At 71.8% G+C, this 24575-nt stretch carries 14 protein-coding genes; 4 read left to right on the top strand and 10 right to left on the bottom strand.

Annotated elements, in window-relative coordinates:
- Positions 1 to 29 precede the first annotated feature (29 nt).
- From Q0840_RS13655 to Q0840_RS13640, 4 genes are all read left to right on the top strand, one after another.
- Complete coding sequence (locus Q0840_RS13655) at positions 30 to 1994, top strand: class I SAM-dependent DNA methyltransferase (RefSeq protein ID WP_298460251.1); 1965 nt, start codon at positions 30 to 32, stop codon at positions 1992 to 1994.
- Entirely contained in the window at positions 1991 to 3274 is a 1284-nt protein-coding gene (locus Q0840_RS13650) for a restriction endonuclease subunit S (protein ID WP_298460248.1), read from the top strand. The genes Q0840_RS13655 and Q0840_RS13650 overlap by 4 nt, the downstream gene beginning before the upstream one ends.
- Entirely contained in the window at positions 3271 to 6252 is a 2982-nt protein-coding gene (locus Q0840_RS13645; RefSeq protein WP_298460247.1) for a type I restriction endonuclease subunit R, read from the top strand. Before Q0840_RS13650 ends, Q0840_RS13645 begins: the two co-directional genes overlap by 4 nt.
- Positions 6253 to 6395: 143 nt before the next feature.
- A complete protein-coding gene (locus tag Q0840_RS13640; RefSeq protein ID WP_298460246.1) occupies positions 6396 to 7466 on the top strand; it encodes a restriction endonuclease in 1071 nt (356 codons plus the stop codon).
- Between the two features lie 1151 nt (positions 7467 to 8617).
- On the opposite strand, the gene Q0840_RS13635 is transcribed toward Q0840_RS13640, so the two are convergent.
- From Q0840_RS13635 to Q0840_RS13590, 10 genes are all read right to left on the bottom strand, one after another.
- Positions 8618 to 9913, bottom strand: coding sequence for a DNA methyltransferase (locus Q0840_RS13635; protein WP_298460244.1), 1296 nt, complete (start codon positions 9911 to 9913; stop codon positions 8618 to 8620).
- Positions 9901 to 10371, bottom strand: a complete 471-nt coding sequence (locus tag Q0840_RS13630; RefSeq protein WP_298460242.1) for a hypothetical protein — start codon at positions 10369 to 10371, stop codon at positions 9901 to 9903. Before Q0840_RS13630 ends, Q0840_RS13635 begins: the two co-directional genes overlap by 13 nt.
- A gap of 1247 nt (positions 10372 to 11618) precedes the next feature.
- The gene (locus Q0840_RS13625) at positions 11619 to 13796 is read right to left on the bottom strand and encodes a beta-glucosidase (RefSeq protein WP_298460240.1); all 2178 of its coding nucleotides are present in this window, start codon (positions 13794 to 13796) and stop codon (positions 11619 to 11621) included.
- Between the two features lie 109 nt (positions 13797 to 13905).
- The gene (locus Q0840_RS13620) at positions 13906 to 14229 is read right to left on the bottom strand and encodes a hypothetical protein (RefSeq protein WP_298460462.1); all 324 of its coding nucleotides are present in this window, start codon (positions 14227 to 14229) and stop codon (positions 13906 to 13908) included.
- Positions 14230 to 14477: 248 nt separating this feature from the next.
- The gene (locus Q0840_RS13615) at positions 14478 to 15134 is read right to left on the bottom strand and encodes a class I SAM-dependent methyltransferase (protein WP_298460239.1); all 657 of its coding nucleotides are present in this window, start codon (positions 15132 to 15134) and stop codon (positions 14478 to 14480) included.
- 193 nt (positions 15135 to 15327) lie between these two features.
- A complete protein-coding gene (locus Q0840_RS13610; RefSeq protein WP_298460238.1) occupies positions 15328 to 16380 on the bottom strand; it encodes a PQQ-binding-like beta-propeller repeat protein in 1053 nt (350 codons plus the stop codon).
- Between the two features lie 37 nt (positions 16381 to 16417).
- Positions 16418 to 21403: a DUF4157 domain-containing protein gene (locus Q0840_RS13605; protein ID WP_298460237.1), complete on the bottom strand. Its 4986-nt coding sequence runs from the start codon at positions 21401 to 21403 to the stop codon at positions 16418 to 16420.
- Positions 21403 to 23772 (bottom strand): ATP-binding protein, encoded by a 2370-nt coding sequence (locus Q0840_RS13600; protein ID WP_298460236.1) that lies wholly within the window; start codon positions 23770 to 23772, stop codon positions 21403 to 21405. The genes Q0840_RS13605 and Q0840_RS13600 overlap by 1 nt, the downstream gene beginning before the upstream one ends.
- The gene (locus tag Q0840_RS13595) at positions 23769 to 24263 is read right to left on the bottom strand and encodes a hypothetical protein (protein ID WP_298460235.1); all 495 of its coding nucleotides are present in this window, start codon (positions 24261 to 24263) and stop codon (positions 23769 to 23771) included. Before Q0840_RS13595 ends, Q0840_RS13600 begins: the two co-directional genes overlap by 4 nt.
- The coding region (locus Q0840_RS13590; protein ID WP_298460233.1) for a hypothetical protein at positions 24260 to 24575 on the bottom strand (316 nt) is incomplete at its 5' end. The genes Q0840_RS13590 and Q0840_RS13595, both read right to left, overlap by 4 nt.

Raw genomic sequence — 24575 nt, 5'->3', positions numbered from 1 at the left:
GGGACCGTCCGGACCGGCGAAGGAGCAGGATGTCGCAGCCGCAGGGCTTCGGGGACAAGGTCGCGTTCATCTGGAAGGTCGCCGACAGGCTCCGCGGCAGCTTCAAGCCGCACGAGTACGGGTCGGTGATGCTGCCGCTGCTCGTGCTCCGACGGCTCGACGCGGTCCTCGAGCCGACCAAGCACCAGGTGCTTAGGCAGGCGGCGTCGTTCGGCACCAAGAAGCTCGGCCCGGGCGAGGACATCATCCTCAAAGGCATCGCGGGCGTGCCGTTCTACAACACCTCACCGCTGACGTTCCGCACGCTGCTCGCGGACGACAAGAACATCGCCGACAACCTGCACGCGTACGTCTCCGGCCTGTCGCCGGCGGCCTACGAGGTCATCGAACGGTACGACTTCACCGGCAAGGTGGCGCGGATGGAGGCCGCCGGGATCCTGTACGGCGTCCTGTCGGACTTCGCGGACCTGCGGGTCGGCCCAGACGCCGTGTCCAACGAGGCGATGGGGCACATCTTCGAGGAGCTGCTGCGCAAGTTTTCGGAGATGAGCAACGAGACGGCCGGGGAGCACTACACGCCCCGCGAGGTCATCCGCCTGGTCGTGGACTTGCTGCTCACCGGGCAGTCGGCCGAGGCGCTGGAGGGGGTAACCATGCCGGTCCGCACGGTCTACGACCCCGCGGCCGGGACGGGCGGCATGCTCACCGCAGCGATGGACCGCATCCACGCGCTCAACTCCACCGCGAAGGTCCAGGTCTACGGCCAGGAGCTCAACCCCGAGACGTGGGCGATCGCCCGCTCGGATCTGCTCATCCAGGACGTCGGCGCGGACAACATGGCGTTGGGTAACTCGCTGACGCAGGACGCCTATCCGCACACGAAGTTCGACTACATGCTGGCCAACCCGCCGTACGGCGTGGACTGGAAGAGCTACGCCAAGCCCATCGCCGACGAGGCCGCCGCGCTCGGCTTCGCGGGCCGGTTCGGCGCCGGCCTGCCCCGCGTCTCGGACGGGTCCTTCCTGTTCCTGCAGCACATGCTCTCGAAGATGAAGTCGGGTTCCCGGGTCGGCATCGTGCTGTCCGGCTCGCCGCTGTTCTCGGGCGGGGCCGGATCGGGGGAGTCGGAGATCCGTCGCTGGATCATCGAGAACGACTGGCTCGAGGGCATCGTCGCCCTGCCTGACCAGATGTTCTACAACACCGGCATCTCGACCTACGTGTGGATTCTCACCAATGCCAAGCCCGCTCACCGCGCGGGCAAGGTGGCGCTGATCGACGGCCGCGCCATGTTTACCAGAATGCGCAAGTCCCTCGGCGACAAGCGCAAGTACCTCTCCGAGGAGTCCATCGACGAGCTGGTGCACCTGTACGACGGGCTGCCCGACGACGCGCGCGTGAAGATGCTGCCGAACGAGACGTTCGGCTTTCAGCGCGTCACGATCGAGCGTCCGCTGCGCCGGCGGTGGAAGGTCACCGACGAGGTCCTCGCCCTGCTGCCCGACGACGCCCGCGTCGCCTTCACCGGGACGCGTGGCACGTCCGTCGCGAGCGAGAAAGAGTTCAGGGCGATCCTGGGTGCCATGGCCGCCGCCGCGGGCGGTCTCACGGCGCAGTCCCAGCGCGCGATTCTCAAGGCCGCTGCCGTCTACGACGAGAACGCGGCGCCCATCCTCAAGAAGGGCGCCCCGGAGCCCGACCCCGACCTGCGCGACACCGAGAACATCCCGCTGCCCGCCGGCTACCTCGCCATGGCCGACGAGCAGCGCGCCAAAGCTCTGCATGCGGCGGCCGAGGCGCACCTCCACGAGGAAATCCGCCCTTACGTCGCGGACGCGTGGATCGACCACAGCAAGACGAAAATCGGCTACGAGATTCCCTTCACGCGGCAGTTCTACGTGTACACGCCCCCGCGTCCCGTCGACGAGATTGCGGGGGAAATCCGGAAGCTCGAGGCGCAGATCCAGGACTGGATGGAGGGCCTGGGGCTGTGACGACTCTCCCTGAAGCCTGGCGCGAAAAAATTCCGAGTTACTGGGAGTGGACTCGGCTCAAGTATGTCGCCGCCGTAGGAACCGGACACACGCCGGACCGTGCGAAGCCGGAGTACTGGGTGGATTGCACAATTCCGTGGGTTACGGCGGCTGACCTGAGTCGTCGGCCTTCCGCGTTCGAACCCTTGCAGGACACACAGCAACACGTGAGCGAGTTGGGAGTCGCGAACAGCGCCGCGGTCGTGCATCCCCAAGGCACTGTGATGTTCTGCCGAACTGCGTCAGTGGGGCTGTTCGGCATCATAGGCGTACCAATGGCGACGACCCAGGCGTTCGTGACCTGGACAGCGGGGAGGTTGCTTGAATCGCGCTACCTGCTCTATTTGATCGCCGCGATGAAGAGTGAATTCGAGCGACTTGCTCACGGTTCGACGCATCTCACGATCTACATGCCGGACCTCGAGGGGCTCGATGTTCCGCTCCCGCCGCTCGATGAGCAGAGACGGATCGCGGACTTTCTCGACGACCAAGTGTCCCGCATCGACAGTGTTACCGCCGCGCGGAACAAGCAGGTAGAACTACTCCAAGAGGCGGCTCGCGCCGAGCTGGCCGAGCGCCTATTGTCGTCTACGCGCGACGAGGTTCCTATCAAGCGCCTCATTAGCGATGAGCGACTCGGCATATGGGGCCACGAACCAGGCGAGGCGGCGATCGACGTCCGGGTGGCTCGTGTTGCCGACTTCGACCGGACGGCATTCGGTTTGCGCGCCGTCGACACCATCCGAAGCGTTGACGCGGCTCAGTTGCGTTCGCGAATGCTCGCCCGTGGAGACGTGCTGCTCGAGCGGTCGGGTGGGACGCAACGCAACCCTGTGGGTTGTCCGGCATTCGTTGAAGACGTGGACGGGCCGACGGTCTCGAGCAACTTTGTGTCGCGACTGCGGCCAGCGGTCGATGTCGGTGACGGGCGCTACATTGCGCTGGTGCTGGGCGCTATGTACTGGACGCGACGACAGGCCCCGTTCTCGACCCAGACGACAGGTATTCAGAACCTCGACTCCGCTGCCTACCTCGCGACGCGCGTCCCGGACCGGACGCTCGCGGAGCAGGTCGCCCTGGCAGGTGAGGCATCCCGCACGATCGAGGACCTGCGCATGCGTTGCGCGGCGCTGAGGCTCTCGAGTCGGCACCTGTCCGAGTACAAGCAGTCACTTATCACGGCGGCGGTTAGCGGAGAGCTCGACGTAACCACGGCCTCGACCAGGAGCATCCCGGCATGAGCGTGCACACGGAGCAAGCGTTCGAGGCGAGCATCACGGCTCACCTGCTGGCGAGTGGTTGGGCTGAGCTCGCCCCGGCGGGCTACGACCGGCAGCTTGGCCTGTTCCCCGACGAGCTGCTCGCCTTCATCGAGCAGTCGCAGCCGAAAGCCTGGCAGCAACTCGTCACCCGCCTCGGCGGCGAGGGAATCGCGCGGTCGAAGGTCGTGCAGCACGTCGCGGCGCAGATCGACCATCGTGGCACCATCAGCGTGCTGCGGGACGCGGTGAAGCTGAACGGCGTCGCGTTCCACGCCTGCTTTTTCAAGCCGGCCAATACCCTCACCGACGCGCTGACGACGCGGTACGAGGCGAACCGCACCGCGGTCGTCCGGCAGCTCCATCACAGCGAGTCGACGACGAGCGTCTCCCTCGACGTCGTGCTCGTCGTTAACGGCATCCCGACCGCGACGGCGGAGCTGAAGAACACTCTTACCCAGCAGGGCGTGCAGCACGCGATGCACCAGTACCGCACCGACCGCAATCCCGCGGACCTGATCTTCCGGGCGCGGTCGTTCGTACACTTCGCCGTCGACCCGCACCGCGCGTACATGACCACCAGGCTCGAACGGGACAGGACGCGGTTTCTGCCCTTCAACCAGGGCACGGGCGGGCCGGGCGAGCAGGGCGGGGACGGCAACCCGTCGAACCCCGACGGGTATGACACGGCGTACCTGTGGGAGCAAGTCTGGCAGCGCGATGCGTGGCTCGACCTCATCGGCTCCTTCGTGCACGCGGAGGACGGCGCGATCCTCTTCCCGCGGTACCACCAGTGGCACGCGGTGCGGTCGATCCTCGACGCGACTCTGCGTGACGGCGCCGGCACCAACCGGCTCATCCAGCACTCCGCCGGCTCGGGTAAGTCGAACACGATCGCCTGGACGGCGCACGCGTTGTCCCGTCTGCACGACGCGGCGAACCAGCCGATTTTCGACAAGGTGGTCGTCATCACCGACCGAGTCGTGCTCGACCGCCAGCTGCAGGACACGGTGGCGGGACTCGAGCACACGCCGGGCACGATCGTGCGGATCGACAAGAACTCCGCGCAGCTCAGAGACGCGCTGCAGGGGCACGCCGCGCGCGTCATCATCACGACGCTGCAGAAGTTCCCGGTCGTCGCCGAGATGGCCGCGGACGTCGTCGGCAAGTCCTTCGCGGTGCTGGTCGACGAGGCGCACTCCTCGACGTCGGGCGAGTCGATCAAGCAGTTACAGGCGGTGCTGTCCGCCGGCGAGATCGCCGAGCTACAGGCGGAGGAGTCCGACGACGACGAGGGCGTCGACCTCGGCACGGACGTCATCGCGCACTCCGCGGCCGCGCGCCGGGCGAGCAGGAGACTCACGTACGTCGCGTTCACCGCCACACCGAAGCCGAAGACGCTCAACCTGTTCGGGGAGCGCGTGCCGGGCCAGGACGCCAAGGACACGTTCGTGCCGTTCCACCTGTACTCGATGCGGCAGGCGATCGAGGAGCGGTTCATCATCGACGTGCTCGCCAACTACACGACGTACTCCACGTACTTCAAGCTCGCCACGGACACCCCCGACGACCCGGAGGTTCCGTACGACAGGGCGCGCGCGGAGCTCGCGCGGTTCGTGTCGTTGCACCCAACCAACCTGCGCGCCAAGGCCGCGATCGTGGTCGAGCACTTCCGTGCCAAGACCCGCGGCAAGATCAACGGCCAAGCCAAGGCGATGATCGTCACGCGCTCACGCCTGCACGCCGTGCGCTACAAGCAGGAGATCGACCGCTACATTGCCGAGAAGGGGTACGACGCGGGCCACCGTCCGCTCCGGGCGATCGTCGCGTTCTCCGGGACCCTCCCCGACCCGGACGCACCGGAGGTCACCTACAGCGAGCCCCTGATGAACGGGTTCGGGGAGGCCGAACTGCCAGGGCGGTTCGGCGGTGAGGACTACCACCTGCTCGTCGTCGCGGAGAAGTACCAAACCGGCTTCGACCAGCCGCTGCTGCACACAATGTACGTCGACAAGAAGCTCGCCGGCGTGAAGGCGGTGCAGACGCTGTCCCGGCTGAACCGCACCCACCCCGGCAAGGAGGACACATTCGTCCTTGACTTCGCCAACACGGTCGACGAAATCCAGGATGCCTTCGCTCCGTTCTTCGAGTCGTCCACCGCCTACGCCGCGGAGCCGAACGACGTCTACAACCTGCAGCACACGCTCATGGCCGCAAAGATCCTCGACATCGACGAGATGGAGAAGGCCGTCCGTGCCCTCCTGTCGGGGCAGCAGTCGAAGCAACACGTGGTCTACGCGCAACTCGGCAGCACGGTGGGCCGCTTCCAGGCTCTCGACGACGCCGACCAGGAGGCATTTCGTGGCGCCCTTACGGCCTACGTGCGTGCGTACGCCTTCCTCGCGCAGATCATGACCTGGACCGACCGCGAGCTCGAGCGGCTGTACCTCTTTGGCAAGGCGCTGGCCACCCAGCTGCCGAGGTCTGAGTCCGACCCGATGCCGCTGGTCTCCGATCAGGTGCAGCTGACCCACCTGCGAACCGCCCTGACGGCCGAGGAGGAGAACGCCGCGCTCACTGAGGGGTCCGAAGAGCCGGGGGAGGTGCTGCCCGGCGGAGGCAAGGGCGGGCTCGAGCCGGTGGTCGACAGGCTCTCGGCGCTCATCGAGCGGCTTAACGACAAGTTCGGTGTCGGCACCACCGACGCCGACAAGGTTTGGTTCGAGCAGCAGCGCCTCGAGGTCCTGGCCGACGACGAGCTGCGCGTCGTCGCCCTGAACAACGACCGCGACCACTTCGACCTCGTCCTGCGCGACAAGCTCCCGCACCACGTCGCGGCCCGGCACGGGGAGAACGCCAAAATGTTCGACCTGTTCTTCAACCGGCCCGAGTTCCAGAAGGTCGTCGTCGAGTACGTCGGCGAGGTTTACGAACAGTTTCGCGAGGACGCACGCGCCTGACCCGCCGACGGTCCACCCTTGGAGACCAGACAACCATCTACCCCCTGGCCGGCCGCGCAGGCGGGTACCCAAGCCCACGAAATGCGGTATCCACCACCCATCTCGCTGCCCGGGAAGCTTGATCATCACCAAGGAGGAAGACCGTGACGCAGGCTTGGATGATCCGCGCCGGCCGAGCCGGCGAGCGCGAACAGTGGGCGCTAAAGAACGGGGTCAGCGGCGGTGGCTTTTACGAGGTGGCCGATCTAACCGCGGCGACGACTCGAGAAGAGGTGGCCGCGAGGGTCGCGGATGTGTTCGCCGGGGCCGCCGACGGGAAACTGCAAAATTTCAGCGCGCAACTGTGGGCGCTGCGTGACCGGATCAGCACAGGCGATCTGGTCGTGATGCCTCTGAAGAACTCGCCCCACCTCGCAATTGGACGGGTGACGGGCGGCTACGAGTACCGCACGGATCCCGACCCTTCGCTGCGTCACGTACGACCCGTCGAGTGGCTTGTCACGGACGTCCCACGCACGGCGGTCAAGCAGGATCTGCTTTACTCGCTCGGCGCCTTCCTCACCATCTGCGAGGTGAAGCGCAACGATGCGGCCCACCGCATCGCGGTCATCGCGGACAAGAGGGTAGATCCCGGGGCCCGCCCGAGCGAGGGGAAATTCACTGCCATCGCGAGCAAAAGTGGCCCCGCCGCGAACAGCACGAAGGATGAGCCGGATTCTGAGAGCGAAGGCATCGACGTTGAGCAGTACGCGCTCGACCGACTGACCAGTCACCTGATCGAGACCTACGCCGGACACAAGATGCAGTATCTTGTCGCGGCTGTGCTGACTGCCGAGGGCTTCACCTGCACGGTGCCGGACGCGGGGCCGGATCAAGGCATCGACGTACTGGCTGGCACCGGGCCGCTCGGCCTCGACGAGCCGCGCCTTGTAGCTCAGGTGAAGAGCGAGGCAGGCGCGGTTGGCTCCCCGGTGGTTCAGCAGTTGCTCGGAACGATGAGCGGCCACCAGACGCAGCAGGGCCTCCTTGTTGCGTGGGGCGGCCTGACCAAGCCGGCCGAGCAGATAGTCGCGCAGAACTACTTCCGCGTCCGAGTCTGGTCGGCGAGCGACCTCCTCCAGGCGATCTTCCGCAACTACGATCGGCTCCCCGAAGAGATCCGGACCGAACTTCCGCTGAAGCGCGTCTGGACGCTGGTCGAGGAGCCAGGGTGACAGGCGGCGAATCAGCCCCAACAGCTCGGAGACGTGAAGGGAGAGCAGTACGAACTGTCGTGGCGCTCGCCATAGTCATTCATTTTCGCCGTCAGCTTGCCGCAGTTCGGACACGGCCAATGAGCGCCATTACAGGAACGACTGTTATGTCCGTCAAATCCACATACTCCGCAGGCCATGCCTGATCTTAACTCAGAGCTCGCGGGGCTTAGAGCACGCGGTCGTTCACAGCGAGTGATCGACCCTGGCGAGCGGCAGTCGCTGCGTCGTGGAACCGCGCCCCGCCGGGCCGCCGGAGACGTACGGCGAGCCTTCGTCCTGCACAGGCGCGGAACCGAAGGCGCCTGCACCGGCCAGTCAAACGGCGTTGGATCTGGCCCTGAGGCGCTCGCGTCGACTGATCGACAACCCTCCATCTCTGTGGTCTCTCCGGATACGTCCGAACATCTCCACCCTCGGTCTCGCTTTCACCTACGCTCTTTTGATCGTCTTGGTCGACGTCACGAAGGTAGGGACGGGCAGGTCGGGGGTGGGCCAACTCAAGCCAGGCGGATCTCAGCGACGACGCAACACCTCGAGGTGACCGAGGTGTCGAAGCGGCTGGTCGAGGGAAGCCCGGTCCGGAGCCAGACAGGGCGAAGCGGGAGGCGTTCGCAGCGCTAATAGCGAGGAGCGTGTCGTCGGCGCAGGCGCCGCGTCCGGGACGCGGAGGGGTGGCCGCTGTAGGGCGACTCATCGCACGGCAGCGCGACGCGGGCGAGGACGAAAAGGTGGACGCGGGCGATTGGCACCGTCGGAAGCAGCGAGGACCGGAGGTTGAGAGGAGCGCTCGGGGGCGGCGCAAGCGAGGGCGCTGCAGCCAGCACGTACGTCCCTCGCCGGCAGAGAATCAGTACTGTTCACGACGTCAACGCATCAGCGCGATCCGCAGTGGATCTTATCGATTCGAATGGCCCGGTGGCAAGAGGGCTGTCCCGACTCCGAGGGCGTTGACGCCGTCAACCGATTCGCCGTACGAGACGACGCGACGCCCGAAGTGGCCCAGCAGGACCGCAGGTCAGCGACGCGACCCGACGGGTTCGGACCGCCCGGTCTGGTTCCGCCACCGCAGCGCACGTCTTGTGCGCGGAGAGCCTTTCTCCTGACGCAGCCTAAGCGCCCGGGCCGAATGGCAGCAAGGGTGCGGAGTGGTTCAAAATCGCCCGGAAATCAACAGCCTGCAAGCGAGGCAGAACGGACTTACCTATCGTCGTAGTGCCGAAGTCCTCGGCGGCCAATCTCGCCGCTTCACTGAAACCGCTACGGCTAACGATAACCGCCATATCAGCCCCTTGCAGGTCAAGCATTCCCGCCAATGCCAGCACTTCGTTCCGACCGACCGGCGTTTGCCACGCCTTCACCTCGACCAGGATGCGAACCGGCTCATTGCGGCCGGGCACGTGCCTGAAAATTTGCCCGTCGAAACCACGGTCTTCCCGCATTGATAGCGACGAAGGTCGGGCCCCCAACTCGCCGAGGATTCGTAATTCGAACTCTTGAGGTGACATGTATTCCTCAGGAGTTGACTCTGATGGCTCGCCCACTGTCACTAGTTCCGCACGGCCTAAGCCGAGCAGGGATGCCCGGTGCTTGACGGTGGTGATCGCCGTATACTCATTGTCGACACCAAGCCATCGCCGATCGAGCTTATGAGCCGCCGCCAGGAAGGTACCCGACCCGCAGAAGGGGTCTACGACCAGACCGCCTGGAGGGGACAGAGTGCGAACCACCCTCCTCGCAAGCGTAGTGGGATCCTGACCCCGTACGCCGAGCCTCTCGGGGCTCTTGACGGCCACGTCGGGGAAAGACCAGACATCGGACGACACCAGTAAGGGGCCGGTGGTACCGACGGGCATCCCTCGCTGGTCGACAATCTCGCTCAAAAGACGATGCTGGTCTTCTTGCCGTTCATTAGCGAAGTACGCTTCCTCCTGCGAGGCTACGTAGTAGAGCATGCGGCTGGTCGTCGTCGGGAAACCGCGTGTAGTCGGACGTGCCACACCACGACGCCGCACGATCTCGTTGCGGAAGTTGGCCGCGCCCAGGGCGCTGTCAAGGATCGCTCGGATGGTGGCCGAGTCGTCTACGTCCGTTTCAAAGATCACATTCCCGGTCGCCTTCAGCACCCGCTGCGCCTCAATGGCAATCGCGTGCATATACTGCACCCATTCAGAAAAGGCAGCACCGCGTCCTGTTTGGGCGAGAAAGGCGTCGAGCCACGGAGCCCGGTCTGGGATCGAGGCGGCACCTTGACGGGGCCCGTGCGTTCGCTTCCTGGACGCGACGAAGTCTCGCGAAGTACCGGGATCTAGGACAATCAGGTCGGCCGAAGTAGGGCGCAGCTTAGCAAGTTCTTCCCACGCGTCCCCGTAGATGAGCCGATAGGGCGCCGTCATCAAGGAGTCCACCTACCCTCGATAAGGCGTAGGTGTGCCTCAACGTTACTTAGCAGGTCAAGCACGTCGCCTGGGCCAATGAAGTCGAAAAGCACGTTTTCGGTACCATGCTGCGCGGCCGTTATATCGAAACCCGAGAAGCGCGCTGGCCGCCTAGGCTCTCCATTGAGCAGATTGAACGTGTTGCCGTGACCCGCTGCGTTCCGCAAATGCCGCACGAATTCCAATTCGGCTGTCTTATCGAAGTAGCGGTTGCGAGCGCATGCATCCCCCACGTCGACCAGCATTCCAGCTATGGTGGACCGCTCAAAGTCAAGTGCATACTGCGCGGCGCGGGCTTGTACGTCCAACAGCGAATCGTACAGAGGTGTGGCGTGCTGCGTGAGGTCATGTCGAGGAGTAGTGAGTTGCGAGTACTGATCAAAACCCCAGCTGTCGAAGACGTCAAAGAGGTCGGGCTGCTTGAGCATTATGAGAGCGGAGTGACCGACGACGTAGAGGCGCCTCAGGCGTTGAATCAAGGACGCGACCTTCGCTGGCGTGTCCAGTAAGGCGTGCGGCATGTGGTGGACACTAGCGGGCATCGGCGTCGAGTGCGCCCGGCGCTGGCCGTACCGATCGTGTGGCTTCAGCACAGGGACGAGCGGGGGCAGGCCGACTCGATTTCGCTGGCCACCCCGCCAGTCCGCGATGCCGGCGCTCGAGCCAGTCCCCGAATTGAGGCCGGGCCATGCAGTGGCGGCAAGCCGTGGTTGCCGTCGCTTGGCTCGCCGAACGCGCGCCGCACCCAGCACCTCCTGGCCGCTGGCTGAAGGTCGCTGCCTAGTCAACACCACACTCTGCGTCCCGCCCGGCTCCGCTGCGCTGGTCTTTCGCGGGTGGCTGTGCAGTTTCCGCTCAAGGCCCGGCCAACTGCTGCGAGCAGCGCCGCCCGCAACTCCTGGGGCCTCTGCCAGACAAGAGCTCCAGGTCTCCGACTCCCGACGGGCGCGCGGCCAAGGCAGCACCATGGCGCACTCACGTACGCCGCCGGCCCTCCTCCGAGCATCCGCGCGACTCCGGCCGCCCTGAGGGCGCCTGCGGTGTCGCTTCGCGATGGCCTTCGGCCACCCTTGCCCCGGACCTCCGTCGCGCTCTTGTGCTCCGGTACGGGTCGGTGGCTCGGCCTGTCCACTGCGACAGCGACGCTGACAGCAACGCGGTGTCCCCTCGGGGTCGTATCAAGGACAACAGCGCTGCGATACACGGGCCTGAGCAGCCCTGACGTCTCACACTGAAACCGGGCCTGCCGCCTACGGATCAGAAGGTCTAGCCGATCCAGCCCACATCGATGGCGGGGTGGTGCCTACGAGGCGGCCTCAGGCGACGACCCGGGCGAGCCTCTGATGGTCGCGCACAGCTCCCGGCCACGGGTGTTCCCGTGAGCGCCCTAAGCCATGCTGGTGGGTAGTCGAGCGAGGTGGCGGGAGAGGGCTTTCGACTCCGGTGGCGTTGACGGCGTCAACCGATTGACTCCTAGAGACGACGTGACACCGAAGAGGACGCGGTGACGCCGCTGGTCAGTGACTCGACCCGACGCGTCCAGAAGCTCCCAGCCGGTTCGATTCCCGCCACCTCTGCCGCGCCGAGCTAGGGATGGTCGCCGCTGCTGTTCGACGTTCGGCCTGCGCGCCGCGCCGGCTTGTGCACCGAGCGGCCACGCCGGGAGCCCCTGTCGCTACACCTCCACACCCACCGCCTGCGGGTCACCCCAGTACGACCCCACCTCCAGCGGGTACGGCCCCTGCGGCACGCGGATCTCGCGCCGCTCGCCATCCCACCGGCCGAGCGGCCGCAGCGACGCCGGCACGGTCACCTCCACGGCCTCACCGGCGGCGACCGCGACCGGCGCGAACCCGAGCAGGAACCGCTCACCGTCCGCAGCTCGTCCGTAGACCTGCACCACGTGCCGGCCGTCGCGGTGCCCGGTGTTGCGCACCAACGCCAGCACGACGACGCCCTCCTCGCCGTCACGGGCGGCGTCGAGCACTTCGACGGCGACGGTGGTGTACGAGAGCCCGAAGCCGAGCGGGTAGGCCGGGGCCAGCCCGAAGTGCTCCAGGCGGCGCTGACCGAACCAGCGGTCGTAGGTGACCGACGTCGCGTCGCGGTCGAAGTCGGGCAGGTGGTCGGCGGACGTCGGGATGCAGAAGGGCAGGCGCCCGGACGCGTCCACGGCGCCGAGCAGCAGGTCGGCGAGCGCGGCGCCGCCCTCCATCCCGGAGTACCAGGCCAGCACGATCGCGGGGACGTCGTCCTGCCACTCGTCCATGAGGACGGTCCCGGCGGCGACGACGGCGACGACCGTGCGCGGGTTGGCGGCCGCGACGGCGCGGATGAGCTCGACGTCCTCCGGGCGCAGGTGCAGGTCGGCGCGGTCGCCGCCGGCGTCCTCGGAGCCCGCCATGCTCAGGCCCTCGGCGGCGGCCTGCGTCATCCGGCGCTGCAGCTCGCGGTCGGCGTCCGTCTCGGGCTCCGGGTACAGCGCGGTCAGCTCGGGGCGGCCGAAGATGTCGCCGCCGACGAACTCGCCCTCGTCGGCCGCGGTGTACCCCACGACGACGACGGCGACGTCGCTGTCCGCGGCCGCGCGGGCGGCGGCGCGCGGGTCGGGCTCGGCGACGTGCACGACGTCGGCGTCGGGCAGCGCGTCCCGCAGGCCCTCCAGCGGGGTGACGACGGAGGGGGCACGCACGTCGGATGAGCCGCGGTCGCCGGTGTTCGGCAGGTCCGCGAGGCGCCCGAGGACGGTCACCCGGCGCAGGTCGGGTGCATGCAGCGGCAGCAGCGCGGACCCGGACCCGCCGACCGGCTGGTTGCGGAGCAGGACCATCGAGCGCTGGGCGGCCTCGCGGGCCAGCGCGCGGTGCGCAGGACCGGCCACGGGCTCGGTGGGCTCGGCGGCGGTCCGCCCGGCGTAGAGGCGCAGCTGCGCGGCCAGGGTCCGCAGGCCGGCGCGCTCGACGTCGTCCCAGCCGGCCCGCCCGGCGGCGAGGTCGTCTGCGAGGTGGGCGCCGCGCTGCTGACGGAACGGGGCCTCGACGTCGAGCCCGGCTCGCAGGGCCGCGGTGCCGTCCCGCATGCCCCAGATGAAGTCGGTGATGACGACACCCTCGAAGCCCCAGTCGTCCCGCAGCACCCGGGTGAGCAGGTCCGCGTTCTGGCCGGCCCACTCGCCGTTGACGGAGTTGTAGGCGCTCATCACCGCGGGCGCGCCGGCCTCGATCACCCGGCGGAAGTGAGGCAGGTAGAACTCGTGCAGCGTCGCCTCGTCCACCTGCACGTCCACGCTGAACCGCGCGTTCTCCATGCTGTTGAGCGCGTAGTGCTTCACGCAGGCCATCAGGTGCCGGCCGGCGCCGCGGGCGAGCGCGGCCCCGAGCTCGCCGAGGAGCACCGGGTCCTCCCCGTACGTCTCCTGCACCCGGCCCCATGCCGGGTGCCGGGGCAGGTTGATGCACACCCCGCCGAAGAAGTTGGCGCCCTGGACGCGTCCCTCGGCGCCGATGACCTCGCCGATGCGCTCCTCCAGCTCGACGTCCCAGGTGGCGCCCCGCGCCATGGCGACCGGGAAGGCGGTGGAGTGGCCGACCACCATCCCGCGCGGTCCGTCGGCGAACAGCAGCCCGGGGATGCCGAGCCGCTCGACGGCGCCCATGGGGATGGGCCGGGTGTTGTACCCCTCGAAGAGGATCTCGGCCATCCCCGGCCAGAACGGGGTGTCGCCGTCGAGCAGGTCCAGCCGCTCGGCCTCGGTCAGCTCGGCGTACAGGTCGCGGGCGACGTCGTCCGCGGCCTCGCCGGCACGGACCCGCCCGGTCGCCGAGTCGAACGTGGTGGTGGGTGTTGCGTCCATGTCGGGCTCCGTCGCCGTCGGGTGCTGTGGTGCTGTGGGTCGGGGGAGCGGTCCTGTGGCAGGTGCCAGGGCCGGTTCCGCGGGTACGTCCTACACCATGCGCCGGCGGTCATGCGATCACCGCGTCCGGTGTCGAGCGCAGCGGCCTGGCGGCCGTGCCGCCGAGCCTCGAGCAGCGTGAGGACGGCGCGGTCAGGACGTGCTCGTCACCCCTCCGGGTCTCGACGCCGCCACCGCAGCCGGGCCTCGCGACGGTGAACGCGACCACGGTGACGGCCACCAGGGCAAACCGAACCCGGCCATGACGGCGTAGCGGTGTACGCCTGCTAGAGAGCGACGAACAGGGCGCCCTCCAGCGGGCCACCGCGAAGCCGGTGGCGACGGGCAGCAGCGCGAGAGCGGTCGCGAACATGGCCGGCATGTCGAAGGCCACCGCGGTACCGGCGACGGGATGCCGTCGAGGGAGATGAGCGCGGGCGGGCCGACGCCCCCCAGCCCGAGCTGCTCCGCGCCCCACCAGGGGAGGCGGACGGTGTACTTCGCACGGATCTCCGCCACATTCTCGGCGTGCTCGAGCAGCGCGGCGGACCCGCTCGCGTTGTCGTTGATCCCGGCGCCGGCGGGACGGAGTCCAGGTGCGCGCCGGCCGGCGGTCAGCTCCGGCCTCCGGTCGGGACGACCTCAGTCCGGCGGCAGGCCGGCCGCCCGGTGCGCCCGGCCGAGGATGTGCGGCGCTGCGGGTGAGGTCACGCTCGGAGGGAAGCGGAACCGGTCGACCTCGTCGATGACGAAGCCGGCGGCCACGATGGCGGCCTCGGTGTCCCGTCCGGTGTGGCAACCACCCGCCAGGTGGGGCCACACGGTGGCGTCGACGACCCGCTGCACCCTCCGCAGGCGACCCCCGTCGGGTGCGGCGACGTGCTCGTAGAACCGCAGCTCGCCGCCCGGCCGCAGCACGCGCCGGATCTCGGCGAGCACGACGTCCTGGTCCCGCACGGAGCAGAGGACCAGCGAGGTGACCACGGCGTCGACCGAGCCGTCCGCCGCGGGGATCTGCTCGGCCGCAGCATCGACGGCCTCCACGGCCACGGACGCCTCGACCGCTCGTTCACCGGCCCGCCGGCGCAGGTACGGCTCCGGCTCCAGTGCCACCACGGTGGACACCGTGGGCGGGTAGTGCGCGAAGTTCAGCCCGTCGCCGGCGCCGACCTCGACCACCCGACCAGCCACGCCCGTGAGAAGCCGCCGCCGGTGGTCGGCGACGCCCCGGCGGTCCATCGCGGGCGACAGCCGGCTGTAGAGGCGGGCGAAGACGGGACGACGACACAGGTCCGGCACGTGCTGACCCTCCGGCTGCCGGCACCGACGCGTCAACCGTCCCGCCCGTGTCAGCCGTGCGCCGAACCCGGTCGCGTGGTCGGGGAGCTCAGCAACCGCGACGTCTCCGCGTGCCCGCGTGGTGCGCCGAGGTTCGTCCCGTGCTGCGGTCCGGCCGCGCGCCTCACGCGACGGCGCCGACGGCGCCGACGGCTCACCCCAGGACGGTCACCCGGCCCTCGGCGGTGAGGACGTACCCGCGCCCCGCGTGCAGCTCCAGACCGGTGACCAGCCCCGACGCGGTGTGCACGTGCCGCGCCGCGCCGTCCGGGTCGACCACCCAGACCCGCCGCTGCTCGTCCACGACCACGAGCACGCCGTCGGGGGTCGCCCGGACGAAGGTCGGGACGGCGAGCGGCCCGGCGACCGCGCGCCGGGACACCTCGCCGCGGACGAGGTCGACGACGGTGACGTCGGTCGACCGGCACAGCACGAGCGACGCCTCCGCGGTCACCGGGCCGCGGGCGTGAGCGTCGATCGCGGGGTCGGTGACCGACGCGCGCACGTCGCCGGTGCGCACGTCGAGCGCCTGCAGGCGGCCGTCGTCCAGGGACACCCAGACGCGGTCACCGACCGCGGCGACGAGGTGGTCGACCCGCACGCCGAATCGGGCGCGCCAGCGCTCGGCGCCGTCGGCGAGCTCGGTGGCGGTGACCGACGTGCGGTCGGCCAGGTCCAGGCCGACCAGGGCGCCGCCGACGGGCAGCACCGCGAGGGCGACCGCGGCGCGCTCCCACAGGTGCGCCCCGGTGTCCGTCGCGCGCAGCTCGGTGCGCGGCCCGCCGAAGTCGCGCACGAGCATGCGGGGACCCAGGCCGAGCGCGCTGACCGTGGTGGGGTCGCCGGGCAGCGGCGGGCCGGAGGGCTCGAGCCCACGGTCGGTCCAGCGGTGCAGCGCGCGGTCCTCGGTGAGCACGAGGGGGCCGCCGTCGGTCGCCGGGAACAGGTGGGCGACGTCGTCGGCGGTGCCGGGGGCGTCGAGGCGGGTGACGCGGTGGTCGCCGAGGTGCAGCAGCATGTCCCGCCACAGGTGCAGCCGCTGGCGGCGGCCGGGGCCGAGCTCGACCTCCCCCGACGGGCGGGGGTCGGGGACGATGCCGTGCTGCGCGGGGCGAAGGTCCAGGCGCTGACCGTCGTCCACGACCACCCGGACGCCGCTCACCGCACGCGCCACGAGCTGCTCCTCAGGGGCTCGTCGGTCCGTCATGGGGCTGGGTCCTCCTCCTCGGCTCACGGGTCACGGCTCACGGCTCGGGGTCCGGGGCGAGCCGGCGCACGGGCCGGGCGGCGTTGGACGGGTCCACGTCGATGATCTCGATGATCCGGGGGTACCCGTCGAACGTGCTCAGCAGGGTGGCACGCGCGGGGGCGTCCAGGCCGAACTCGGTGGCGAGGTCCTCCAGGGCGCCGCGCATGACGCCGCGGATGTGCGCGTGCACCTGCACCGGGTTCGTCGTCCCGTCGATCGCCGGCCCGGGACCCTTGAACAGCCAGTGCAGCCGGGTCAGGCCCGAGAGGTTGACCAGGTTGTCCGTCCGCAGCAGCACGTCCCGCTCGAACTGGCTGCGCCGGTCGGAGCCGGTCCGGCTGCGGACGGTCTCCTCGAACCACCGCGACCAGTCCTTGAGCTCGAAGGTGAGCCGTTCGCCGCTGCGCATGACGAGGTCGTAGACCCGGACGTTCGCGCGTGGGCGCAGCGGGTCGGGCGCGGACTCACGCACCTCCAGGGCCAGGACGTCGCCGGTGCCCTCGTGGTAGCGCAGCACGTCCAGGGCGAACATCCCGCCGCGCCACGAGGTGCGGCTGCCGACCATGGCCCGCAGCACGTCGTGCGCGCCGGGGATGGTGCGGTCCACGATCCGGCCGAAGCTGTCCATCGCACGGTTGCGCTCGGCGGCGCTGGGGGCGCGCTCGATGATCCGGTCCAGCGGCACCGGCGCGGTGCCCTGCGGCGGGTGCGCCGCGTGCAGGAACCCGCGCAGGGCGCCCTCGGCCAGGTCGGGCGTGGCGGCGCCCCCGGTGGCACCGGGCGGGGTGAGGCGCAGCGAGCGCAGCGCCTCGAGCGTCTCGCCCACCTGGACGTCGCTCAGGTGGGACAGCGAGCCGCGCCGGACCCGGGTGAGCACGTCCTGGCCGAACCGCTGGACGGCCCGGTCGAGGGCGGCGGTGGCCAGCCGGTCCAGGGCCTGCTCGGCGACGTCGGCCTGGCCCTCGATCGCGGCGAGCGTCTCCGGCGTCCGGGCGCCGCGCGGGTTGCGGGCCCGCAGCGCCTCGACCGCGACGACGGCGGCGCGCGCGGCCCCGGACGGCGCCTCGGCGGGGGTGCGGGCCAGCCCCAGGCGCGCCGCCCGGGCCACCACGGCGTCCCGGCGCCGGCCCAGGGACTCCGCCCGGGTGGGCGGCCCGAGCACCGGCCCGAGCCCCGGCGGGGGCGGGGCGAACCGGTCGGGCTGGGCTCGCTCCAGCAGGTCGCGCAGCTCGAGCAGCTCGGGGGTGCGGGTGCGGCGCAGCGCGTCCAGCCGCTCCACCAGGGGCCGGACCCGGGCCAGGCGCTCGGTCGCCCGGACCCGGTCCATGGTGGCCAGCCGCTCGGCGTCCTCGACCGCGCGCCGCAGCTCGGCGACGTGGCTGTCCAGCGGCTCCTCGAGCTCCATCAGGACGCGGCCCTCGCCGAACCGCCACGCCCGCACCGGGGCGCCGTCCTGCACCCGGATCACCCAGGTCTGCCCGGCGACCCGGACCTCGGTCATCACCTCACCGGCGAAGCCCCGGCCCGCCAGGTAGGCCTCGATCCGGTCGGCCAGGGCGGTCGGGGTGACCGTGGGGCTGCCGGCGGTCGGCATGGCGCGCAGCGTCGGACCGGTGCTGGGGGCGCTGACGTGCAGCCGGCGCCCCTCGACGGACGCGCCGAACCGGGCCGTCTCCGCGGCGGCCTGGAGCGGGTCGTCCAGCACGAGCGTCCCGCGGAAGGCCTGGATCGCGCGCAGGTGGTCGGCGAGCTCGCGGACCGACATCGACCGGTTCGGCCGCGCCTGCCACCACGCCTGGAGGTCCACCGGCCGCAGGGCGAGGATCTGCACCGCGGAGGGCAGGTCGCCCAGCATCGCGACGATCCGCGGACCGGTCGGGAAGGGGTCGGTCGCGCGCATCGCCGCCGCGACGTCGGGCCGCGCCAGCCAGGTGACCATCGCCGACGACCCCGGGGGGCCGAGCGCCCCGGCCACCCGGGCGCCCTGGCCCGGCGGCAGGGTGCGCAGGTTCACCAGCGCGTCCGCGCGCACCGGGTCCGGGACGTCCGGCGCCGCCGAGCGCACGGCGGCCGACGTCGTGGCGACCCCGGACGGGACGTCGACGACGGCAGGGACCGTGGAGCCGCGCGGGTGGAACCACGCCAGCCGCCCGTCGGCGAAGCGGACCTCGACCACCCCGCCGCGCCGGGCGGTGTAGGACTCCACCGTCCCGTCGCGCTGCAGCCGGCCGAGGTAGGTCTCGAGCTCCTCGACCGCCCCGCGGTACCGCCACACCACGTCGCCGACCTGCTCGACGCCCAGGGCCGAGCCCTGGCGCAGCGTCTCCAGCAGCCGGATCTGCTCCCCGACGAGCGTGTCGAGCTGCGCGCGCTGGGCGTCGCTGAGCTCGTACATGCGGCCCACCACCTCGCGGGCCCGCAGCAGGATGCCCTGGCTCTCGCGCATGAGGTCGCCGAAGGCCGCGGGGTCCCGCTCCGGCGACCGGAGCCACTCCTGGAGCCGTTCGCCGACCGCGCGGGCCTCGGCGCGGATCGCCGTCCACTGCCGTCCCGCCGTCGTGCCCAGCGCCGTGGACGGCGTCTGCGGCGTCTCGGTCAGCCGCATCGCGTGGTGCAGGACGACGAGGTCCAGCGCGGTGCGGGCCCCGGTGCGGGCCATCGTCGTCAGGACCGTGGAGACGTCCAGCGGCCCCTGCGCCTGCACCAGCGCCAGGGTGCTGGCCCACGCCCACAGCACCCCGAACGAGGCGCCGTGCATCGCGACGGCCGGGGCCCGGGCCATCCCGGCGCGCAGCCCGGCCGTCGTCAGCCGCGTGCCCTGGGCGGCGTAGGCGGCGCCGACCAGCACGTGCGCTCCGCGCAGCAGCCCGAAGGTCACCAGGTCCATCGCGGCCTGCCGCCCCACCTCGCCCGGCGACGGCAGGGTCCCGGTCAGCGCGGCGCGGGCCACGGTCGACCCGCCGGTGAACAGCAGGGAGCCGACGACGAACCGGACGGCGCTGGGCGCGAGCGCCCGGCCGGCCAGCCAGGTGCCCTCGCGGGCGAGGACGGCCAGGCCCAGACGCATGACCCCGATGCCGGCGAGCACCGTGACGATGTGGCCGAGCCACTCGATCGCCGTGTCGAGGTCCCGCAGCTGCTCGAACCGCTCCTCGGCCTGCGCGATCCGCCCGACCAGCCGCCCCTGGATGCGGGCCATCTCCCGCTCGTCCGGGGCCCCCGTGGCGTCGAGCAGGTCCAGGGCGTCGCGGGCCAGGACGGCGAACGCCCCGTCGAGCTCCGCGTCCTCCAGGTGCATCTGGTAGCGGTGGTAGGTCTCGTACCGCACCCGCGCGGAGTAGGCGATCGCGGCGAACGCCAGGTGCAGGGCCTGCGCCCGCTGCAGGGCGACCAGGGCGGCGTCGCCGTGCTCCAGCAGGTACAGCGCCCGCTCCTCGACCCGGGCGGCCCACAGCTTCGGCGGGGTGCCCAGGGCGGCGAACTCGGTCGCGGCCGCGGCGGCGGCCTCGCCGAACCGGGTCCACTCGTCGGCGTGGCCGCGCCAGTGGTTCGGCGAGACCACGAGCGTGCTCAGGTACTCGCTGACCGGGACGGACGCCGTCGTGGGCAGGTCCGCCTCGGCCTTGCCCACGGTGTAGGTGAAGCTCTGGCTGAAGGCGTCCAGGTAGGCGTCCTTCGCGGTGACGGCCGCCCGGTGGGTGGAGTGCTCCGCGCCGGCGCCGACCGCCTCCACGGCGGCGCGCAGGGCGGCGATGAGCGTCGTCGTCGCCTGCCGGACCCGGGCGAGCAGTCCGGCCGCCAGCAGGTCCGTGGTGGCCGCCTCCACGTCCGGTGGCGCGTCGGGGGTCACCCGGCCGATCTGCACGAGCTCGTCGACGACGCGCAGGGTGGCCTCGACCCTGCTCCGCATCGCCGGGGCGACGCCGGCGGTGAGGAACGGCAGCCGGTTGCGCATCCGGGTCAGGCGCTCGACCGCGGCGTCGGACCGGCCCCGGAACCGCTCGGCCAGCATCGTGGCGGCGACGTCGAGCTGGGACTCGAGGTCGGCGAGGAGCGCGTGCCCGGCGAGCTCGCCGCCGTTCTCCTGCAGCCCCCGCCACGCCGCGGGCGCCGAGTCCAGACCCCGGTCGTCCGCCTCGAGCGCCAGGGTCAGCAGGTTCTCCAGCGCCGCCATCCGGACGGGGGAGCCCGCGTCGAGCTCGCGCAGCTGCCCGACCAGCAGCCCGATGCCCTGGTCGACGTCCGGGTCCGCCAGCTCGTGGACCCAGTCGGCGGTGACCGTGGACCGCAGCACGTCCTCGACCGAGGCCTGCACGCGCACGGTCCCGCCGGCCGTCTGGTGCGCCACGTGGGTGAGCTCGTGGGCGAGCAGGCGACGGCCGCGCGCCCCGGCCGGGTCGTAGCGCCCGGGTGCGACCAGGATGTCCCGCCCCACGGTGACCGCGTCCGCGCCCAGGAGTCGGGTGGCGCGGCCGGCGGCCGGGCCGGTGTGCACCCGGACCTCGGGCAGCGGGGCGCCGGGTGGTGCCAGACCCTGGGCGGTGCCCGGCGGCAGCGTCGTGCCCGGCTCGAGCGGCGAGCCGCCGGCCAGCGGCGTGCCGCCGGGAAGCGGGTGCGCCGGCGTCGGGGCCGGCGCCGCCGGGAGCACCCCGACCGGGACCCACCGCGCCGGGGCCGCCGGGGCGGTGCGGGCCGCGGCCCGGGCTGACTGCTCGTCCGCCGCGCCCCGCCCGGTCGGGCCGGGCACCGGTGCGGTGCGCGCGGGGCGGTCCGCCTCGGGGGTGAGCGCGCGGGTGCGGCCCGCCGCCGTGCTCCGCGTGGCCGTGCCTCCGGTCGCGCGTCGCCGGTCCGGCGCCGACGTCGCCGGCGCCGACCTCCCCGGCGTCAGGACGGGCGGGACGCCGTCCGGCTGGGCTCCGGCCGCCGCGACCCTCGGCCGGGGCGCCGCGGGCACCAGGGTGCGGTGCGGGTGGCGCGCCATCACTCGATCTCCACGTCCAGCAGCACGCTCGCCTGCACCGGCCGGTCGTGGCTCGACCAGAACTTGTGCAGCAGGTCGAAGTCGGTGCTCTCGTGCAGGCGCACGGTCGCGGCCCGTCCCGCGACGTCGGTCAGCTCCAGGCCCACCAGGGCCTCGTGCACCACGCCGATGAGCTCGTACTCCTCCTCGGGATAGGCCGACCAGGCCGAGGCGACGAACCCCGCCCGCATGCCGCGGTTGCCGCGGGGAGCGGCCAGCCGCAGCAGGGTCAACGAGACCGCGGGCCGGCGTCCGGCCAGGCGCTCCTCGGACGGCGAGCCGTGCACCACGTGGATCTCCTTGAGGAACCGGGCGCGCAGCTCGGCGCGCAGGTGCGCCTGGACCGCCTCGACGAAGGCCCGCAGCAGGACCCCGCGGTCGGCCAGGGGCGGGTGGTCGCCCGGGTCCGGCCGGGACAGCCGGCCCTGCTCCATGAGCTCGAGGGCCACGGCGCGCTCGAGCAGACCCTGGGTGACCGGGGTGCCCGCGCGGTCGGCGAGGAAGATCGCGCGCAGCGCGGCGTTGGCGATGTCCCCGCCGGAGATGTCGTCACGGCCGGCGACCTCACCCAGCGCCAGGCCGGGCGCCCGCGGGACCCCCGGCGGCAGCATGAGGTCCCAGATCCGCTCCCGCTCCGCCCGGGTGGGCAGCGGGAACTCGATCCGGAACCGGAACCGGCGCAGGAACGCCTCGTCGATCGCGTGGCGCAGGTTGGTCGCCAGCACCACCACGCCCTCGTGCTCCTCGATGCGCTGGAGCAGGTACCCGACCAGGACGTTGCTGAAGTGCTCGCCGGCCGTGCCCGCCCGCTCCAGCCGGGTGGAGAACAGGGCGTCGGCCTCGTCGCAGAACAGCACCCCGGACGTCTGCTCGGCGGCGCGCAGCACCTCGTCGACGTTCTTCTCGGTGTCCCCGATGTACTTGCTCATCAGCTGGGACAGGTCAAGGGTGAACATCGGCCGGCCCAGCGCACGGGCTACCCCCTCGGCGGCCGCCGTCTTGCCGGTCCCGGACCGGCCGGCGAACAGCACCAGCGGCCCGTGCTCGGTGCGGTGCCGCCCACCCAGCCCCTGCGCCCGGCTGAGCTCGTCGCGGCGCGCCACGTAGTGCACCAGCCGGTCGAGCGCCTCGCGCGTGCTCGGCGCGAGCACCAGGTGGTCGAGGCCGTGGCGCAGCGCGGTGCGGCGGGTCGACGGCGGCCGGGTGCCGACCAGCGCACCGGCCAGGTCGCTGAGGGTGGCGAGGTCGAACGCGGGGGCGGCGTCGAGCACGTCGCGGACGGCGGCGGCGTCCAGGCGGTGCCGGGACGCGAGCGCGTCGGCGACGTCGTCGGCGAGGTCCACCCCGCAGGCCCGCGCCCCGCGGACCCAGGTCTCGCGCCGCTCGGGCCACGCCGGCGACGTCGCCTCCCGGTGCGGCAGCGCCAGCGGGACCGGCTGCCGGGTGCCCAGCCACGCGGTCCCGCCGACCTCCTGGACCAGCGCGCCGACCTCCGCCACCACCGGCAGCACGTCGCCCTCCGCCCAGCCGCGCAGGTCCAGCAGCGGCCGTGCGCCGGCGCACAGGCCGACCCGCCAGGCCGCGCGGCACACCGCCGCGCCGTCCGGCGTGGCCGGGACCTCCACCACGACGACGTCCTCGTCGGGCGGGACGGCCGCCCGCGCCGCGCCGACCACGTCACCGGCGCCGTGCAGCACCTGGACCGGCGGCTCGCCCGCCGCGCTCGCGGTCGCGCCGGTCGCGGCGCCGCGGGTCCAGCGGGTGCGCAGGGCTCCGGGGACCGCCGGGTGCGGGGCGCCGAGGAGCGCCTCGACGACGTCGTCGGGCAGGTCCAGCGGGCGGGCCAGCGGGCGGAACCAGCCGGGCACCGGCCGGACCAGGCCGGAGCGCAGCAGCGCGGCGCCGGGGGACAGGGCGGCGCGCACCCGGCCACGGCCCGGGTCGGCGCCGTCCAGCACGAGCATCAGCAGGCGCTCGGTCGGGCGGTGCTCGTCCAGATCGTCCTGCAGGACGGCGTACAGGGACGCGTAGCGCGGCTCGACGTGCGGGGCGAGCAGGACCAGGAGCGCGTCGCAGCCGACGTCGTCCAGCACGGTCGCCCGCAGGCGGTCCAGGACGGGGTGCCCGCCGGGGACGAGGGCGTCCGGGACGGGGCCGGACGGGACGAGGTCGTCGACGGTCGGGGCGGCGAGGTTGCGCACCCCGGCCCAGCCCGGTCGGCCGTCCCCGGCCAGCAGCGTGCTGCGGTGCTCCTCCAGCTCGCAGGCGCGCAGCAGCCGGGCGTCGAGCCGGCCCAGCGCGTCGGCCAGCACCGGGTGCAACGTGCTCACGGGGCCTCCCCGGGCGGGTCCCACCGGGCCGCGAGGACGACGCGGCCGGCCGGGCCGCGACCGAGCACACGCGCGGTCACCCCGGCCGACCGGCCGGTCCAGGTGGCGGTCCCGGGCTCGTCCGGGTCCGGCTGCGCGCCCGTCCACGCCACCGTCCAGCCCGGATCCAGCCCGACGACCCGCACGGTCAGGCGGGTGCCGGCCGGCCCGGTGGTCCGGTCCAGTCCGGCCTGGGGGTCGAGCACGGGCGGGGCCAGCACCGCCCACCGCCGCAGGAGCTCCTCGGCGAGCCAGGCCGCCTCGCGGGGGTCGAGCTCGTCGGCGAGCCGCGCGGCGTGGTCCGGGTCGACGAGCCGGGTCAGCGCGGCCCGCCCCTCGGCGACCGCCGGGTCGGCGCACAGGCCCGCGAGCTGCCCGTCGAGCCCGCCGTCGAGGTGGGCGTCGAGCGAGGCCAGGACCCGGTGCAGGTGCCGGACCTCGGGCGCGGTCACGACAGCCTCCGCACGACCCGGTCGGCGAAGGTGGTCCGCACGCGCCGGCTCAGCCGGGCCGCCTGCCGCGGGGTCAGCGCGAACACGCCCCGGCCGATCCGGACGACCGTGGGTGCGGTGGGCGGCAGCCACGCCGGCCCCTCGGGCGAGGGGCCGGGGGCCGGCGTACGGGGCTCCGGTGCGGGGGCCGGCGCCGCGAACGGCCTCCGGGCCGCCGCGGGCGCCGGCGCACCGGGGGCAGGTCCCGGGACGGCGGGGGTCGGCGGTCCGTGCCGTGGCCGCCCCCGGGCGGGCCGGTCCGGGCGGTGGGCC

Source organism: uncultured Cellulomonas sp., assembly GCF_947494015.1.
In the GTDB taxonomy this organism is placed as follows: domain Bacteria; phylum Actinomycetota; class Actinomycetes; order Actinomycetales; family Cellulomonadaceae; genus Pengzhenrongella.
Note: the sequence above shows the minus strand (reverse complement) of the source record. Positions and strands in the feature narration are given on the sequence as shown.